The sequence below is a fragment of the Methylotenera sp. L2L1 genome (genome assembly GCF_000744605.1).
In the GTDB taxonomy this organism is placed as follows: Bacteria; Pseudomonadota; Gammaproteobacteria; order Burkholderiales; family Methylophilaceae; genus Methylotenera.
Window position 1 is genome coordinate 1993227 of the sequence record NZ_JQMG01000001.1, and the last position, 19042, is coordinate 2012268.

14 protein-coding genes are annotated in these 19042 nt (G+C 41.4%); 11 read left to right on the forward strand and 3 right to left on the reverse strand.

Annotated features, from left to right (window positions below):
* Position 1: 1 nt before the first annotated feature.
* From flhF to flhB, 3 genes are read right to left on the reverse strand one after another with little or no spacing between them, the layout of a single operon-like run.
* Positions 2-1336: a flagellar biosynthesis protein FlhF gene (flhF, locus tag FG24_RS09440; RefSeq protein WP_036302853.1), complete on the reverse strand. Its 1335-nt coding sequence runs from the start codon at positions 1334-1336 to the stop codon at positions 2-4.
* Positions 1333-3414, reverse strand: coding sequence for a flagellar biosynthesis protein FlhA (flhA, locus tag FG24_RS09445; RefSeq protein ID WP_036302855.1), 2082 nt, complete (start codon positions 3412-3414; stop codon positions 1333-1335). The genes flhF and flhA overlap by 4 nt, the downstream gene beginning before the upstream one ends.
* Entirely contained in the window at positions 3414-4601 is a 1188-nt protein-coding gene (gene flhB / locus FG24_RS09450) for a flagellar biosynthesis protein FlhB (RefSeq protein ID WP_036302859.1), read from the reverse strand. Before flhB ends, flhA begins: the two co-directional genes overlap by 1 nt.
* 658 nt (positions 4602-5259) lie before the next feature.
* Here flhB and flhD point away from each other — a divergent pair.
* From flhD to FG24_RS12930, 11 genes are all read left to right on the forward strand, one after another.
* Positions 5260-5577, forward strand: coding sequence for a flagellar transcriptional regulator FlhD (flhD, locus tag FG24_RS09455; RefSeq protein WP_036302870.1), 318 nt, complete (start codon positions 5260-5262; stop codon positions 5575-5577).
* Between the two features lie 45 nt (positions 5578-5622).
* A complete protein-coding gene (gene flhC / locus FG24_RS09460; protein ID WP_036302879.1) occupies positions 5623-6201 on the forward strand; it encodes a flagellar transcriptional regulator FlhC in 579 nt (192 codons plus the stop codon).
* Between the two features lie 124 nt (positions 6202-6325).
* On the forward strand, positions 6326-7150 hold the full coding sequence (locus FG24_RS09465) for a class I SAM-dependent methyltransferase (RefSeq protein ID WP_235189752.1): 825 nt from the start codon (positions 6326-6328) through the stop codon (positions 7148-7150).
* Positions 7151-7375: 225 nt separating this feature from the next.
* Positions 7376-8236, forward strand: coding sequence for a flagellar motor stator protein MotA (gene motA, locus FG24_RS09470; protein ID WP_036302884.1), 861 nt, complete (start codon positions 7376-7378; stop codon positions 8234-8236).
* An 11-nt stretch (positions 8237-8247) separates the two neighbouring features.
* The gene (gene motB, locus FG24_RS09475) at positions 8248-9186 is read left to right on the forward strand and encodes a flagellar motor protein MotB (RefSeq protein WP_036302887.1); all 939 of its coding nucleotides are present in this window, start codon (positions 8248-8250) and stop codon (positions 9184-9186) included.
* A gap of 104 nt (positions 9187-9290) precedes the next feature.
* Positions 9291-9839, forward strand: coding sequence for a hypothetical protein (locus tag FG24_RS09480; protein ID WP_036302890.1), 549 nt, complete (start codon positions 9291-9293; stop codon positions 9837-9839).
* A 119-nt stretch (positions 9840-9958) separates the two neighbouring features.
* Positions 9959-10327: a response regulator gene (locus FG24_RS09485; RefSeq protein WP_019898274.1), complete on the forward strand. Its 369-nt coding sequence runs from the start codon at positions 9959-9961 to the stop codon at positions 10325-10327.
* Positions 10328-10618: 291 nt separating this feature from the next.
* The gene (gene cheA, locus FG24_RS09490) at positions 10619-12931 is read left to right on the forward strand and encodes a chemotaxis protein CheA (RefSeq protein ID WP_036304185.1); all 2313 of its coding nucleotides are present in this window, start codon (positions 10619-10621) and stop codon (positions 12929-12931) included.
* Positions 12932-12943: 12 nt separating this feature from the next.
* Positions 12944-13444, forward strand: a complete 501-nt coding sequence (locus tag FG24_RS09495; RefSeq protein WP_036302894.1) for a chemotaxis protein CheW — start codon at positions 12944-12946, stop codon at positions 13442-13444.
* 179 nt (positions 13445-13623) lie between these two features.
* A complete protein-coding gene (locus tag FG24_RS12925) occupies positions 13624-16182 on the forward strand; it encodes a methyl-accepting chemotaxis protein (protein ID WP_088178458.1) in 2559 nt (852 codons plus the stop codon).
* Between the two features lie 333 nt (positions 16183-16515).
* Positions 16516-19029: a methyl-accepting chemotaxis protein gene (locus tag FG24_RS12930; protein WP_036302897.1), complete on the forward strand. Its 2514-nt coding sequence runs from the start codon at positions 16516-16518 to the stop codon at positions 19027-19029.
* Positions 19030-19042: the final 13 nt, after the last annotated feature.

A 19042-nucleotide genomic window follows, 5' to 3' on the forward strand; every position in this document is an offset into this window, starting at 1 on the left:
GTTAAATCTCCGCTAGTTGAGAGATGTTTCCAGTGCTACTGGCTTGTCCCATGACAAATGGCAATTCTTCAGTTAAGAATTGAAACGGACGATTTGCAGGCGACTTTAAGTTCAATGCCAAATGAATCAACTCTATTTTATTTGCTAAGTTGATATCCTCAGGAACACGCTGTCCATTAGCGGTGTAGTAAAGCTTTAATTTTTCACGAATAATGACATCAAGCGCATTGCCGATAGTGGCAGCTTCATCTAGTTTAGTGATGATGCAGCCATCAAGACCTTTCCCTTTGTAGGCTTGAATAACATCGGTGAGCGTTTCACCAGTATTAGTCGCGTTTAAGCACAGTAATTTTTTTATAGGTGTTTTGCTGCTCGAAAGCAGTGCAATTTGTTCCGTTACCATACGGTCACGCTGGCTTACACCCACGGTGTCAATCAGAATGGTGTGTTTGTTTTTCAGTTCATTGAGTGCAATAGCAAGGTCTGTTTCATCTTTAACAGCATAAACCATGACACCTAAAATCTTGCCATATATTCTGAGTTGTTCGTGACCGCCGACCCGGTATGCATCCGTTGTAATTAGCCCTAGGTTTTGTGTGCCGTGTTTCATGACGTAACGCGCTGCAAGCTTGGCTGTCGTTGTGGTTTTGCCTACACCGGTAGGGCCAATTAAGGCAAACACACCGCCTTGGTCTAACACCTCGGTTTCATTCTCGATGGTATGCAGATTTTTACCTAGGATGTACTTCACCCAGGCATTTGCTTTTTTGCTATCTAAATTCTCAGGTAGTTTTTCTGCTAAATATCTTGATAATGCAGGACTAAAGCCAGCCCCCAATAGTGCACCAAGTATTTCAGATTTAATCGGGTCGCGTTGCTGAACATTGCTCCAAGCAATCGTAGCAAGTTGCGATTCAATCACATTACGCATATTGCGCATCTCATTAAGCATGAATGCCATTTGCTTACTAGTCGCGACATTGCCTGCACTGGCATGTCGGTGAGCATCATTTATATGTGTTTGCGTGCTTGAGCTTTTTGATTGGCTATCTATTTTTTTAGCATCAAAGTGTTGATGTTCTTCACGAGCACTCTTATTCAATAATGATAATAATGCCGTTGGCTCATCATGATGTTTAGCTTGTTCGTAATTAAACGCATGCACGGCTTGGTTATCATTAACCATTGCATTCATCTCATCTTCTCTAAAAGCCATAATTTCATTACCGCCCGCTACTACCCGATTAGAAAGAATCACAGCGTCATCTCCCAGCTCTTTGCGGACCATTGTTAGCGCTTCGCGTGAGCTTTTACCGAAAAATCGTCTAATGTTCATGCAGAACCTCCAATTAGGCTAGTGACGCGTATTGTTTTTGAGTCGGGCAATTCTTCATGTGAAAGTACACGGAGATTGGGTACAGCACGGCGCAGAAATTTAGCTAGAGCTGCTCTAAGTGGAGCAGAGACTAATAACACAGGCGTTAAGCCCATTTGTTCTTGTTGTCTGGCTGCTTCTTCAGCTTGTCTAGATAGCGTTTCTGCCATACCTGGCTCCATCGCTGAGCCGCCTGTGTTATTTTGCATCGCTTGTAGCAATAGGCGTTCTAGGTTGTTATCCAGTGACATGACCGTTACTTCATTGCCTGTAGGGAATAGTTGTTGCACGATAGCGCGTCCAAGTTGCACACGCACTAATGCAGTTAAATCATTGGTATCTTGAGTCTGGCTTGCATGTTCTGAAAGTGTTTCAACAATTGTTCGCATGTCTCTAATATGAACACCTTCTACTAGCAAGTTCTGTAGCACTTTTTGCACGATAGCGAGTGGCATGAGTTTAGGTACTAAATCCTCAATTAGTTTAGGAGACTCTTTGCTAATGTGATCTAGTAATTGCTGTACTTCCTGACGACCTAGCAATTCAGCTGCATGCATGGAAATAATGTGGTTTAAATGCGTTGCGATAACAGTGCCAGCATCAACCACCGTGTATCCCATGCTTTGTGCTTCATCGCGAATACCTGCATCAATCCATACCGCTGGTAAACCAAAAGCAGGGTCTGTAGTGATATGTCCAGCAAGCGGACCTGTGACCATGCCTGGGTCAATCGCTAGATACTGACCGTAATTAGATTCGCCAGTCGCAATTTCAACACCTTTTAACGTAATTCGATAACCAGAAGGTCTTAATTCAAGATTGTCGCGAATATGTACAGTGGGGGCGAGGAATCCAATTTCATTCGCAAACTTCTTGCGTAAGCCTTTAATTCGCTTCAGTAAATCACCACCTTGTAGCTTGTCTACTAATGGGATCAAGCGATAGCCAACTTCCAACCCTACCGTATCTACCGGTGTCACATCATCCCAGCTGGCTTCTTCTACTTCTAATGGGGCAACAGGTGCTTCTTCAACATCAGGCTCTTCTTTGATCGTATTTTGTCGCTCATTCACAAGGTAAGCGATACCCGCAAGAAAGAGTGCTAATGTTAAAAATGCAAAATTTGGCATACCCGGAATGATGCCCATGCCACCCACAATGGCCGCAGTCACGTAAATCACTCTAGGGTTAGAAAATAACTGTGTCGTTAGTTGGCCGCCAATATCTTCAGTATTGGCTACCCTTGATACAACCACACCAGCTGCAACAGAAATAACGAGTGAAGGAATTTGCGCAACCAAACCATCACCAATCGCAAGTAAGGTATAGATTTTGACAGCATCTTCAAAGGCTAATCCGTGTTGAACCATCCCAACAATTAGGCCGCCTACAATATTGATAATCGTGACTAGAATACCTGCAACCGCATCACCACGGACGTATTTACTCGCACCATCCATTGCGCCGTAAAACTCAGACTCTTGACTAATTTCAGTTCGGCGTTTGCGCGCCTCATCTTCACCAATTAACCCAGCGTTCAGATCGGCATCAATCGCCATTTGTTTACCTGGCATTGCATCTAGAGTGAAACGCGCACCAACTTCAGCAATACGCCCTGCGCCCTTTGTTACAACGGTAAAGTTGATGATGGTTAAGATGATAAACACCACAATGCCCACTGTATAGTTGCCGCCAATCAAAAAGTGACCAAATGCCTCAATCACTTTACCAGCAGCATCAGGGCCGGTGTGTCCTTCGGTGAGTACAACGCGGGTAGAAGCCACGTTGAGTGATAAGCGTAGCATTGTGGTAACTAATAACACAGTTGGGAATGCGATAAAGTCGAGTGCCTTTTTAGTTTGCAACCCAATTAGCAATACCATGATAGACAGTGCAATATTAAAGCTGAATAACACATCCAGTGCGATAGCAGGTAACGGCAAAATCATCATTGATAACAGCAAAACAATGATAAGAGGTGCAGCAACCGTGCGGCTACCTAGATTGCTCATCCAGGCTGGTAAGTTAATTGGATTCATTAGGCAAACGCTCCAGGTTCATTTGACACATCATCTACGCTGGGAAGTGGCAACAGGCTGTGAGGATCCAATTCATCAGGTACCACTAAAGTGCTTGGCACTTCTGGTTGATGGCCCCCATCTTTTTTGAAAATACGCATTTGAAATACGTAAGCCAATATTTCAGCAACAGCTGTATATAAAGCTTCGGGGATTTCATGCTCTAGTTCAGTGTGTGCGTATATTGCACGTGCTAGTTTAGGTGATTCAACGATAAGAATTTTGTGCTCATCAGCAACTTCACGTATCTTCAATGCTACGGCATCCGCACCTTTAGCCACCACAACAGGAGCTCTCATACCGCCTTCTTTATATTGAATGGCAACAGCATAGTGGGTCGGGTTGGTAATGACGACATCCGCATTTGGGATTTCAGACATCATTCTACGTCTAGACATTTCTCGTTGTTGCTGACGAATTCTAGATTTGATTTCTGGATTACCATCAGACTCTTTAGATTCGCGCTTGACCTCTTCTTTTGTCATCTTCAGTTTTTCAGCGTATTGATATAACTGAAAAGGCACATCAATAGCTGCGATAAAAACAAGCACACTGACAATTGCTAAGAAGCTAAATAACAATAAATCATTCACTTCAGCAATACTTTGATTTAAGGGCAGTAACGAAAGTGAAAGAATCGACTCCATGTCGTTGGCGATAACGATATAAGAAACAACGCCTACTAAGATTGCTTTGCTTATAGATTTAATCAATTCAGCAAGAGCGTTCTTCGAAAACATATTGCTCAAGCCAGTGATTGGATTTAATTTTCCAAATTTTGGTGCAAGTGCTTTTTCACTAAATACCCAGCCACCAATCAGGGCTGGTGACGCAATCGCAACAACAAACAAAATCAACGCTAAAGGGGAGAATGCCAGCAATAGATTGTAAATGTTATCGGATATTTTCATTAAAAGTATCATTGGATCATAAGCATAAGCGCGCTCCAATGTTAGCCCTGAACTCATGGATGTTTTCAATGCCTCACCTAGTTGGCCTCCCATCATTAGCATTGCAAAGCCGGCAGCAAGCAATACTGTCACTGTAGCAAGCTCACGAGAGCGCGGAACGTCACCTTCCTCACGCGCTTTTTCTAAGCGCTTGGGGGAGGCCTCTTCCGTTTTCTCTAAATCGCTTTCTTCAGCCATTACGCGTCCTGTTACTTAAATAATGCTATTTGGGTCAACTTTGAAACTAAATGCTTTATTACTGACTATATTATTAATTAAAGTAATGTCATTGCATCTTGAGAATAAGCAGGTGAAAACCCTGCTTTCTTATTGTCGAGGTCTATTAAAGAATGATTTATTTACATGCTTAGATTATTTTTAATTATTTATAAAAAATATTAAAAATAATTTTCAATATAAAACAATTGGTTACGTGTTTTTATCATATTTATTTAAATTTTTTTATAAAATACCCTAAAGTTTTCAAAAGTACTGCCGATATATGGTTATTAGATGAAACCGTTAATGTTTATTGCTTTAATTTTTGCATCTAATTTGCAATTTACTAACGGTGTCAATCATAAAAACTTTAGGATTTTTGATGATTTTAAAAAGTTAATAAAATCAATATCTGTTATTTATTTGTTCATTATAAATACAGTTAATACATATATTTAAGTACCCATACAGCCAATGTAGGTGTTTGTAAGACAAGCACCTACATTGGCTCGTCCTGTTTCCTCACAAAAAAAACCGACAGCGTATTCTTGTTAATTGCGGTAAAAGAGCTCAAAGTGTATCTAACCAAAGCTCGTATGCTTTAACAACTGCAATATATTAAGAATCGGAAATAAAAATGACTGAAATAGAATTGATGTCGGAAATTAGAGATGCCAACCTCAACTATTTAATGTTGGCGCAGCAGTTGATTCGTGCAGATAAAGCCACCGCCATTTTCCGTTTGGGTATCAGTAGTGATATTGCTGACCTGTTAGAAGGTTTGAGTAATATGCAGTTGGTTAAGCTAAGTGGTGCTAATGTTATGCTGGCAAGGTTTCGCTTTGATGATAGTGCCATTTTGGGTATGCTTACTAACTATACAAAAGATCGATCACAAGCGCATTTACATACGGCCATCTTAATGTCTGGGCAAGTGGCCGAGTCAATGGTTTAGTTAAATAGTGCTCGTCACGGTAATAAAATTAAGAAGGAAACTATCATGGAAAATAAAAGCCCAGTGACTTCTGCCAAAAGTGTGGTCAATGAGTCGGAGCAAATTCAGCTTGCTATTCAGATGATTAAGTTGGGTGCGAGATTGCAACTGTTGGAGTCTCAAACTACTCTGTCACGTGAGCGCTTGATTAAGCTTTACAAAGAGCTCAAAGGCGTTTCACCACCAAAAGGCATGCTACCATTTTCTACAGATTGGTTTTTAACTTGGCAGCCGAATATTCACTCTTCTATTTTTTATAATATTTATAAATTTATGCTTGATTACACAGGTGAAACCGGTATTCATGCAATCATTAAGGCTTATAGTTTATATCTTCAGCAGGTGGAGACGGAAGAGGGTGCTGAGCCAGTGTTGTCTATGACGCGCGCTTGGACGATGGTGCGCTTTGTGGAGAGTAAAATGCTGAAATTGCAGAGCTGTAGCTGCTGTGGGGGTAACTTTATAGTCAATGCTTATGATTTAAATGGTCGTTATGTATGTAATTTATGCCATGTTCCTTCTAGAGCGGGAAAAACTAAAAAAGCAAAAGAGCTCACTTACAAGGTAGTAACAATGAGCGCTTAACGGGTGCTTGTAATGTTCTTATATTGTGTTAAGGTTTTGATGGCTTGTAGTACATAATGTCTAGAAGTACATAAAAATATAATAGAAACATTCAGTACATGCTCTGCATCACAGGGGAGTGAGTGTGTATCTGAAATTTAATTGGCATCAAATGTTGCGGTTATTCTTCAATAAAATCAATCTAAAGCCAGCTACACTCGCTGTTTTAATACAAGCTGTTGCCTTTTTTTTTGTTTTTTCATTCGCATGGATTGTTAAGTCGCAATCACTCTACGTGATAAGTGCTATGCCAATGTGGTTCATATCGTTTTTGGTCTTGATGCAAGCGACCGTTGCTGCATGGTTTGCAAATATAACGAATATGGCCAAATGGTGGCGTTGGATACACTTCATCTTCCCGCTAGCTGTTTGGGTAATGTCTCAGTTGCATGTTCCTAATGCAATCTATTTGATAGGATTTTTGCTTAGTCTAAGTTTGTACTGGACAACTTTTCGTACACAAGTTCCATTTTTCCCTTCTACAGCTGCCGTTCGGCAACAAGTTTTAACATTCATTCCTCAACATCAACCTATGCGCATCATTGATATAGGTAGTGGTTTAGGAGATATGTCTATGTATATTGCCAAAGTAAGGCCGGATTGCTTAGTCAATGGTATTGAAATAGCGCCCTTGCCTTGGTTAATCAGTGTGGTGCGCGCAAAGCTCAAAGGTTCAAAAGCAGATTTTAGAATTGGTGATTATCGATTATTGAATTTTGCAAACTATGATCTTATTTTTGCCTATTTATCACCTGCAGCAATGTCTGATTTGTGGCAAAAGGCACAAGCCGAAATGCGTTCTGGGGCGCTATTAATAAGTTATGAGTTTGAGATTGAGGGTGTCGAGTCGACAGAGGTTATTCAGGCTGGCGACAATGAGAAGATGTTGTACGTCTGGAAAATCAAATAATTTATTGCGATGGATATTAATCTTTATAGTTAGTGGTTTTGTCGGTAAGCGCATGATTATTTGATAAATATCTATCTTTGTAATTTGCTCAATATTGATGTTGCCTCATTAATTGATAGTAGTGTTATAAAAAATTGCTTTATTCAAGTAATTACTTTACGTTATATTGGCTATTCTATTAGGAATGTTTGAAAACTGTAGTATCAAAATCTGGAGTACGAAAGTATGTTTGTTATTATTGGGTACGTCGTTATCTGCGGAGCGGTTTTTGGTGGTTATGCTATGGCGGGCGGTCATTTAGGTGGCTTATGGCAACCGCTAGAAGTGGTGATGATTTTTGGTGGGGCGTTAGGTGCTTTTGTTGTAGGTAACGACAGTAAAGCAATTAAGGCTACAGTGAAAGCTTTACCTACCGTGTTTAAAGGGTCTAAATTTAACAAAGCCCTTTATATGGATTTGCTAGCGTTGTTATTTGAAATTCTTACTAAAATTCGTAAAGATGGCATGATGTCCATTGAGAATGATGTTGAAAATCCTGAGGCTAGCCCTTTGTTTAGTAAATATCCAGCATTGCAGCATGATCATCATTTAATTGAATTTATTACAGATTATTTACGCCTGATGGTTTCTGGCAACATGGACGCGTTTCAGGTTGAAAATTTGATGGATAATGAAATAGAAACGCATCATATGGAAGGGCATGTGCCTGCCCATTGCATATCAAAATTAGGTGATGGTTTACCTGCATTTGGTATTGTTGCAGCGGTGATGGGTGTTGTGCATACAATGGAAAGTTTGCATCTACCACCAAATGAATTAGGGGTTTTGATTGGGCATGCATTGGTCGGTACTTTTTTAGGTATTTTATTAGCTTACGGTTTTGTTGGGCCGCTTGCTGGCTTGTTAGAACAAAAGCTTGAAGAGAGCACAAAAATGTATCAAACGGTTAAAGTGACATTGTTAGCAAGCCTTAATGGCTATGCACCAGCTATTGCTGTTGAGTTTGGTCGTAAAGTGCTTTATTCAACAGAGCGTCCTGGTTTTGCCGAACTTGAAACGCATGTTAAGCAAGCTAAGGGCAAATAGGGGAAGTTGTTATGGCTGAGGAACTGCGCAAGCCGATTATCGTAAAAAAGATTAAAAAAGGTGGGGGTGGACACCACGGTGGCGCTTGGAAAATTGCCTATGCCGACTTTGTGACGGCCATGATGGCTTTTTTCTTGTTGATGTGGTTGCTTGGGTCAACTTCTAAGGCTCAAAAAGAAGGGATATCTGAGTATTTTAAAACGCCATTAAAAGTAGCATTGATGGGTGGGGATTCCGTCGGGGCCAGCGATACCTTAATTAAAGGTGGCGGTGGTAAAGATATGACGAAAAAGCAAGGGCAGGTCAAGCCGGTTGATGGTCCGCCAGGTAAGCAAAAAGCTGTTGATGTGAAAGATGCCAAAGCAGCGCTGGAAAAGGTTGAGGCTCAAAAGCTGGAAGAGTTAAAGCTTAAGCTAGAGCAATCCATAGAGGAAAGCCCTACTTTAAGTAAATTTAAGAAACAATTGTTAATCGATATCACTTCAGAAGGTTTGCGTATACAAATTGTTGATGAGCAAAATAGACCAATGTTTGAGTCTGCAAAAGCTGAGATGCAGCCATATGCTAGACAAATTCTGAAGGAAATTGGGCAGATGCTTAATGGAGTCTCCAATAAAATAAGTTTGTCAGGGCATACTGATGCAGCTACTTATTTAAATGGTGAAAAAGGTTATAGCAACTGGGAGCTGTCCGCTGACCGTGCTAATGCATCACGCAGAGAATTGATTGCTGGCGGGATGGATGAAGCTAAATTATTACGTGTTGTAGGGTTGTCTTCAGTTTCTTTGTTTGATAAGGATGATCCGCTTAATCCAATCAATCGACGTATCAGTATTATTGTGATGAATAAACAGGCTGAGATGGATGCAATGAAAGATGATGGGGAGGCGACATTGGCATCTGATGCAGATAGTGCGACGGTAGATAATGTACTGAATAAAAATAACTGATGTAATGCGATATGTCTTGGTTTTAAATTAAAGCCAATGGCAATTCTTTGAATAATAATGGTGTGCTTCATTAAGTAGTATCAACGCGTTAGGGTCGTTGTTGTATGGAAATAAAAACATTACCAATTGCTGAGTTGCGCAAGCTACTTGCTGCGGTTTCTGACCACGGCAAGCAGCATTTAATAGAAGTTGAAGCGGACTTGCTGCAAACAACATTTTTATTGAGTGAAGCTATTGAGAAATTAAGTGCTAGTTTCACGGCTGTACATGAAGCTGTCTGTGAGCAACAGCAGGTATTGGATGCGCTGGTTGCAAAATATGCAATCGAGAAGCCAGTTCTAGAAAAGTTGGAGACCTTCAAGTCTAAAATTGGTGAGGAAGTCAATGTGGCTGTCACTAGCCTTCAATTTCAAGATCTAACGAGTCAGTTAATCGCAAGAACAATCAAACGGGTTAATGGTTTAAAAGAGTTACTGCATGAGGTTGAATCACATAGCAACGAGATGGATCCTAGCCACGAGCATGAAGAGATTGTTAAGTTTCTGGAAGAAATGAGTAATAGTTTGCAAGTAGGTAGCCATGCTTTGTCTGGAGGATTACGCCGTTCTGTCGGTCAGAAAGACATGGCAACTGGTGAAATTGATCTTTTTTAGAGTGCTAAGGCTAAATATATTAGGTTTGCTGCCGTTAGGCAGTGTAAGTTAAGCATAAAAGCGCTCTGAATTTAGTGGTAAGCGTGATTGTTTGTTAACAGTAAAAAGTGAGTAAATAAATGGCAAAAACAATATTAGCAGTTGATGATTCAGGATCTCTGCGCCAAATGGTGGCATTTAGTCTGAAGGCTGCAGGTTATGATGTGGTTCAGGCTGTGGATGGACAGGATGGTCTCAACAAAGCTAAAGAGAAAACTGTAGATCTAGTGTTAACCGATCAGAATATGCCAATTATGGATGGTTTAACATTAATTAAAAATTTAAGAGAATTAGGCTCGTATCAGAAAGTGCCAATTTTGATGTTAACAACTGAGTCTAGTGATGAAATGAAAGCAAAAGGTAAGGCTGCTGGTGCTAATGGTTGGTTAGTTAAGCCATTTGATCCTAAACGTTTGATTGAAGTTGTACAAAAAGTGATTGGTTCATAAGTGTTAAAGGTTATTGTAGAGTAACTACAGGTATAAAAATGTTAAGTATTGTAAATTTGAATTTCTTTTTTAAATAATAATAAGCAAAGAGTTTCTTAAGAGATTCTAATTAAGCCTTTATTTTTACGAGTGAGAAATTCTGATTCTAATGAGATTGAACTCATTTAATCTTGTGCAAGTTTTAGTGATTTCTAATTGGATTCACTGAGAGTTTGAAATAAATGCAGCAGCGGTATTAGCGCAAACCATACGTTTTGTATGTTAGCGCAAGTAAATAAATGGAGTGCGGCAATGACAATTGATATGAGTCAGTTTTATGAGGTCTTCTTTGATGAGGCTGAAGAGCTGTTGGCAGAGGCCGAGCGTTTGCTCTTAGGCATTAACATTGCGAATCCTGATAATGAAGAATTAAACGCAATTTTCCGGGCAGCCCACTCAATTAAGGGCGGGGCTGCTACTTTCGGTTTTATGGATATGACCGAAATTACGCATGTGCTTGAAAATTTGTTAGATAAGATTCGTAAGAATGAAATGGCTCTTACTGCTGAACATGTGGATGCATTCCTTGCAGCTAAAGACGTGCTCAAAATGGAACTGGATGGGCATCGGTTAGCCACAGAAGTGGATGAAGAGCAAGTGGCTGACGTAAAGATGATGTTAAAGTTACTTTCAGAAGCAGGCGCCGCTCCGGCACCAGCCGCAGTTGCTGCAGCCCCTACTGTCGAAGTTGCAGAGCCAGTTGTGACAGAAACCGTACAAAATGTAACGCCTGATGGAATGAGTTGTTTTAATATTGTGATGCCAGATATCACAGAAAAAGACGTTGAGAACCTACAAGAGGAGTTGGGTCTTTTAGGTGAGGCTGCAGTGAGCAAGCAAGCCGACGGACATTTTGTAATTACCCTCACAACCGACTCATCCCAAGCTGATATTGTTTCCATCTGTTCGTTCATTGTAGATGCGGACGATTTAGTCATCACATTAAAATCAGACACACAGCCTATCATTGCACCTACTGTTGAGGCTGCAAAGCCTGCAGTTGTCGAAACAGCAGAAGTTAAACCTGTTGAGGCTACTAGTGGGACAAGCACCAAAGTTTTAGTGCACGAAGAAGTGGGTTATGGTCTTTTTGAAGAGGATGGTAAAGAGAAGCAAGAAGAAGGTTATGGGTTCTTTGCACCGTTCCAACCTCACCCTGATGCTGTAAAAGCAAACCTAATTGGTGATGATACAGCACTCACTCTTGCAAACAGCGGAACTACTGCTGCACAATTTGCAGCCAAAACAGAAGTGACAGCAGGAAGTACGGCAGCACAAGATGCTGAACGCAGAAACCTTGGGCGTAGAGAGTCAGACAAGGCACCAGCTAGCGCTGAAGCATCTTCAATTCGTGTTGGTGTTGAAAAGGTCGATCAGTTGATTAATCTTGTTGGTGAGTTGGTCATTACACAAGCAATGATTGAGCAACGCATTAGCATGCTAGACCCAGTGCATAATGAAGCGCTAATTAATAGCGTTGGACAATTGACACGTAATACACGTGATTTGCAAGAGTCAGTGATGTCAATTCGCATGATGCCGATGGACTTTGTGTTTTCACGCTTTCCTCGGATGGTGCGTGATTTAGCCGCTAAATTAAATAAAAAAGTGGACTTTGTTACTGTGGGGGCTACGACAGAGCTGGATAAAGGCTTGATTGAACGTATTGTTGACCCGCTTACACATTTGGTGCGGAACAGTGTAGACCATGGCATTGAGATTCCGGAAAATCGTAGAAAAGCTGGTAAGAGCGAATCTGGCACACTCACGCTGTCTGCTGCCCATAAAGGCGGCAGTATCGTTATTGAGGTAACTGATGATGGTGCAGGTTTAAATCGAGACAGAATTCTTGCTAAAGCACAGTCAAACGGTTTGCCTGTCAGTGAGAATATGACAGATGGTGAAGTTTTTTCACTGATTTTTGCCCCAGGTTTCTCTACAGCAGAGGTAGTCACTGATGTCTCTGGTCGTGGTGTGGGTATGGATGTAGTTAAAAGAAATATTACCGCAATGGGCGGAGCTGTTGAAATTCGCTCTGCACTTGGTTTTGGCACCACAATTTCCATTTCACTTCCGTTAACCCTTGCAATTCTGGATGGTATGTCAGTATCACTAGGCCAAAGTGTCTATGTTATTCCGTTAAACCTGATTGTTGAAACGTTGCAGCCTCGTGCGGAAGATATTAAAACCGTCACAGGTGAGGGGCGTATGGTGCATGTGCGCGGAGAGTATTTGCCAATTATTGCGCTACATAGTTTGTTTAATCACGCCACAGATATCACGGATCCAACGCAAGGGGTCTTGGTGTTGTTGGAGTCTGATGGTAAAAAATCAGCTTTGTTTGTTGATCGCTTGGTCGGTCAGCAACAGGTCGTTATTAAGAGTTTAGAGACAAACTTTAAAAAGATCCCTGGCGTATCTGGCGCGACTATCATGGGTGATGGCTCAGTCGCTTTAATTTTAGATGTGGCTGCGCTGATACAAATGGGGCAGACCACCAACTATATTACAGGCGCAGCCTCATTTTCTAACCAAAATAATCCGCATATGCAAAGCAATGCGTAAGGAGCTTAAACAATGAGTACAGATAATGTAATGAGCAATTCAAGTTCAAAAGCTAAAAGTGCAGAGGGTGAATACCTTACCTTTGTTTTGGGCGCTGAAGAGTATGGGTTAGAGATTCTTAAAGTACAGGAAATTCGCGGATATGACGCGGTGACTCAAATTGCTAATACCCCAGAATTTATTAAAGGTGTTGTAAATTTACGCGGAAAAATTGTACCGATTGTGGATTTACGTATTAAGTTTAATTTAGGAAAAATCGAGTACAACGAATTTACCGTTGTCATTATTCTTAACTTACACGGCCGTGTAGTAGGTATTGTGGTGGATGGCGTTTCAGATGTGATTGCGTTGAAAGAAGAGCAAATCCGTGATGTGCCATCATTGGTGACTAGCATTGATACTAAATACATTGTAGGTTTAGCCACTTTGGAACAAAGAATGCTGATTTTAGTAGATATTGAACAGTTAATGACGAGTCAGGAAATGGCTTTAGTAGACGCTGTAGCAGCTTAAATATAAATGAGCGACTGGCTTCTGCAACAATGATGGTGATTGAGAACAGTTTTAATCGATAAAAATTAAAAAACGTACTTCTCCAGGGTAAATAATATGATCAGTTTGCGAGGTCAATTTACTGAAAGTGAAGCTGTGGTTTGTGTTGTCCTAATATGCGGTAAAAATGGAGATATCTGATGAAATTACTTAGAGCGCTAACTGTTGCGCAGCGATTAATGGTGATTATTGCACTTGCGGTTGCTGTGGTTACAATACAAGCTGCAATTGGCTTGTTTGAGCTTAGCCAAGTAAGAACTAGCTTGCAATCTGTGTATCAGGATAGGATGGTGCCAGTAGAGTCGCTAAATCAGATTACCTTGAATATGTTGAAGAACCGTGCGCATTTAAATGCAGCATTAAGCCATTACAAAACAACGGTAGGTGAAGATGGGCAGGTCCATGTTGAACTGGACGCTGAATACTCTGTTAAACAAGCTGATTATATTGAAAGTAAAATTCAAGAAATCAGTAGTATTTGGAATGCATATTTACAAAATAATTTGACGCCAGAAGAGAAGCTTTTAGCTGATAAATTTGCTAAAAGTCGTGGTCAGTTCGTTGAGGCTGTACTAAAACCAGCAGTGATTCAATTACGCGCAAATAACTATGAGGCCTTGAAGCTTACGAATGAGCAGGCGCTTGATTTGTACGAGGCTGCTGAAGTTGATATGAAGGCGCTGCTAAAGTTGAACTTGGATATTGCGGCCAATGAATATATCAATGCATCTACTAATTATGACAGCGTGCGTTTATTGACGTTTTTTGGCTTAGCTTTAGCAATTTTAACGCTAGTTTGGTTAGGCTTCGCAATTACACGTTCAATTACCAAGGCATTGGGCGGCGAACCAGATACGATGTATGACACAGCGAAACGTATTGCATTAGGGGATTTAGACTTTACTATTCCACTAGGTGCTAACGATCGTAGTAGTACGATGGCTGCCATGAGCACTATGCAAGCCAATATTAAGTTATTGATTTCTGATATTGCAGTGCTTTCACAAGCCTCACAACAAGGACGTTTAGCTGCGCGTGCGGATGCTAGTCATCACCAAGGTGATTTCCGTAAAGTAGTGATGGGTGTGAACGATACTTTAGATGCTGTGATTGGGCCGCTGAATGTCGCTGCAAATTACATGGATAGAATCTCTAAAGGTGACATTCCAACGAAGATTGTTGATCATTACAATGGCGATTTTAATACCATTAAAATTAATCTTAATACATGTATAGACGCGGTTAATAATTTAGTTAGTGAAGCCATCAATTTAGAAAATGCTGCAGTAGAAGGGCGTTTAAATAATCGCGGTGATGTTACTAAGTATCAAGGTGACTTCCGTAAAGTTGTAGAAGGGTTTAATAACTGTTTAGATGCAGTGATTGATCCGTTAAATGTAGCTGCTGGTTATGTAGAGAACTTTGCTAAAGGTAATATTCCAGCCAAAATTACAGATGATTACAATGGCGATTTTAATATTATTAAAAACAACTTAAATGCATGTGTTGATGCTTTAAGTCTATTGGTTTCAGATGCCAATATGTTGGCGCAAGCTGCGCAAAGCCATGAGTTGGATACACGTGCGGATGTATCTAAGCATTGGGGTGATTACAGAAAAGTAGTTGAAGGCGTCAATGGCACACTAGATGCGGTCATGCAGCAAACTGCAGCAGATGCGGCAGAAAAAGCGCAAGAGGCGCAACTGCTGTCAGATGCTGTAGACGAAACTCAACTTATTATTGAAGGCGCCAAAGCAGGAGATCTGAGCAGCCGTGTATCCCTAGATGGAAAAACAGGCGCAATTGCTAGCTTGTGTGATGGTGTAAATGCGCTGATGGATAAGATGACTGAAGTTATCATCCAAGTGCGTGAGGCTGGGGAGACAATTAATACTGCCGCTGGTGAAATATCTTCAGGTAACAACGACCTTTCAAGCCGCACCGAACAGCAAGCATCAAGTCTGGAAGAAACAGCTTCTAGCATGGAGCAACTTGCCTCAACAGTAAAACAGAATGCTGAGAACGCTAAACAAGCGAACCAGCTGGCTAGTGCAGCCTCGGGTGTTGCAGTCAAAGGTGGCGATGTGGTTGGTCAGGTTGTCAATACCATGAATGCTATCAATCAAAGTGCACATAAGATTGAAGATATTATCTCTGTGATTGACGGTATCGCCTTCCAAACAAACATTCTAGCCCTTAACGCAGCCGTTGAAGCGGCAAGAGCCGGTGAACAAGGCCGTGGATTTGCGGTTGTAGCAGGTGAAGTGCGCAATCTTGCTCAACGATCAGCCTCAGCAGCTAAGGAAATTAAAGAGCTGATTTCGGACTCTGTGAATAAAACTGCAGAGGGCACTAAGCAAGTTGAAAATGCAGGCGCCACCATGCAAGAGATCGTTACTTCGGTTCAGCGTGTGACAGATATTATGGGTGAAATTACAGCCGCTTCAATCGAACAAAGTGCCGGTATTGACCAAGTAAATAATGCGATTACCAGCATGGATGAGGTGACACAACAAAATGCGGCCTTGGTTGAAGAGGCTGCTGCGGCTGCCGAATCTCTGGTTGATCAGGCAGTTGGCTTAATGGATACAGTCAGTGCGTTTAAGTTGAGTGGTGGTTTGGGCCTACAAAACAGGCAAAATTTAAGAACGATTGCTCCGCCAGCACGAATAACAGGGATGGCACCACGTCTAAGTTAAGTTGTGATTTTTCAGCTGAAGGGGCTAAGCAAGCAGCTATTAAATAGCAAGTTCGATTAGTCTCAGTTCGCTTAAAAGCATACTTAGTGATTAAAAAATGTGTTGATAATCAATGGATATTAGGTGGCTTTATCTATAGTCAGGTACAAATGTACTAAAAAAGTATAAATGAAGCGAACCCCATTAGTGAGTTTGATTAGAAACTTAATTTGTGACTTAGTGACAGTGTTTGGCAATTGAACAAACTTCACTAGCAAAGTAATTGAGCGATTTAATCGTGTAGTACTAGTTAATACATATTAATTGATAGTTTTGAATAAATTGGATATATAAATGATTACAGCAGCAAACAGTCGAATAGATCCTTGGGCAACTAGCGCAGACAAACTAATGACTTGGACGTTAGTGATGTTGCTGGCTATCAGTTTTTTTATAGGGTTTTCTAACGGCACACAGTTTGAAACTTTTGTCGTTGGTGTTCCTGCGTTACTAATACCATTATTACTCGTTAACATGCTACCTGGTGCGGTGGTGACTAGGATTGTGATTGCAGTGGCTTTTATGGTGTTCTCTGCACTTCTTATTCAGCAAACACATGGTATGAGTGAGGCTCACTTTGCCATTTTCATTTTATTGGCTTTTTTGCTGCATTACCGTGACTGTAAGCCAATTTTCGCTGCAGCATTAGTGGCTGTAGTGCACCATATAAGTTTTAACTCACTCCAAGCCCATGATGCTGGATTTTATGTATTTCAACTGGGCGCAAATAATAAGCTGCTACTAATACACACATTAGCTATTGTGCTTGAAACTGCGTTTTTAATTGTGATTGCTAATAGCTTCCGTAAAGAAGCCAATATGCTTGGAGGCTCGTCTGCTGATGTTGTGAATATTGCAAGACAGTTAGCAAATGGCCATTTAAATATGGCAATAGAGGTTGATGCGAAAGACACATCTAGCGTTAAGTCTGCGCTCAAGTTAATGTCAGCAAGCTTAGCAACAACATTAGCTCGCATTGAAAACATGGCACTTGAGCATAAAAAAGGTAACGTAAATGCGGTGGTTGATTTAGAAGGACTTAATGGAAGCTACCATGCAATTGCAGAAAAAATCAACGCCACGCTAGTCGCACAATCTAATTTGGTGCAAAGCGTTACTGAAAGCGTGATTGGTTTTTCAGGTGGCGATCTCGATAAGTCTTTCGAAAAGTTACCAGGGAAACTAGGCTTTGTTCATGAAGCTATTGAACAGCTTCGTGCCAATGTGAAAGGCATTATTGAAGACATTACAGAAATGTCCCAAGAGCATGAAGCTGGCAATATTGATGCCACAATAGATGTCACTAAGTACAAGGGCTCGTACGCACAAGCCGTGGTAGCTGTGAATGCGATGGTAGGATCCCACGTACGTGAGAAAGAAGAAGTGACGCAAGTGATGCGAGCGTTAGGAGATGGTGATTTTGACGTACAAATTCAACAATACCCTGGTAAAAAAGCGGAAATCAACAAGAACCTAGACCGCCTCAAAGGCAAACTAAAAGGCGCAGTAGACTCAGTTAAATGGGTGACGAACGAACATGCACAAGGTAACATTGACATGAGCCTACATGCACACCTATTTAAAGGCGGCTTCTCTGAACTAGCCGCAGCAGTCAATGCGATTGTTGCTGGACAACTGGAACTAACAGAAAAAGCCCTAGCCTGTGTTAAAGCCTTTGGCGAAGGTGACTTTGATGCCCCATTAGAAAAATTCCCAGGCAAAAAAGTATTCGTGAATGAAGCCATTGAACAAGTACGTACCAACTTAAAAGCCCTAAACGAAGATGCACAATTACTAGCAGACGCCGCACATGCTGGCCGTGTCACAGTACGTGCTGACGCTAACAGGCACCAAGGCGACTACCGTAAGATTGTGAACGGCATGAACGAAACGCTAGAAATGATCGTTGGACCGATCGTCACCGTTCAACAATCGGTTGAAACCATCAACACCGCAGCAAGAGAAATTGCACAAGGCAACGCAGACCTATCACGTCGTACAGAAGATCAAGCGGCCTCACTAGAAAAAACCGCTGCCAGCATGGAAGAACTCTCTTCAACCGTGAAACAAAATGCCGACAACGCTAAACAAGCCAACCAACTAGCCTCAGCTGCCTCAGGTGTTGCGGTCAAAGGTGGTGTAGCCGTGTCAGCAGTCGTCAGCACCATGGCAGAAATCAACGAAAGTGCCAAGAAAATTGAAGACATCATTAGCGTGATTGACGGCATTGCCTTCCAAACGAACATCTTAGCGTTGAACGCAGCGGTTGAAGCAGCAAGAGCCGGTGAGCAAGGTCGAGGATTTGCGGTTGTTGCAGGTGAAGTCCGCAACCTAGCACAACGCTCAGCTTCAGCAGCCAAAGAAATTAAAGAACTGATTACAAACTCAGTGAACAAAACAGCAGAAGGCACCAAACAAGTAGAAACGGCTGGCGACACCATGCAAGAGATCGTCAGCTCAGTCAAACGTGTGTCAGACATCATTGGTGAAATCTCTGCAGCCTCACAAGAGCAAAGTGTTGGTATTGAACAAGTGAACGAAGCCATCATGAAAATGGATGACGTTACACAACAAAACACAGCACTAGTTGAAGAAGCGGCAGCGGCTGCAGAATCGATGATGGAGCAAGCGGACGAACTAATGAATGCGATTAGTGTATTCCAGCTAGGCACACATGGCGAAAGCCAAGCACCACGCAACGTGCCTAAAGTGAATGTTGCAAGTAAAGTGGCTAGTATTGTGAGACCAGCCCCTGTCAAATTGAGTGTAAAAACCAACTCAGATGATGGTGATTGGGAAGAGTTTTAAAAATACATGTTGT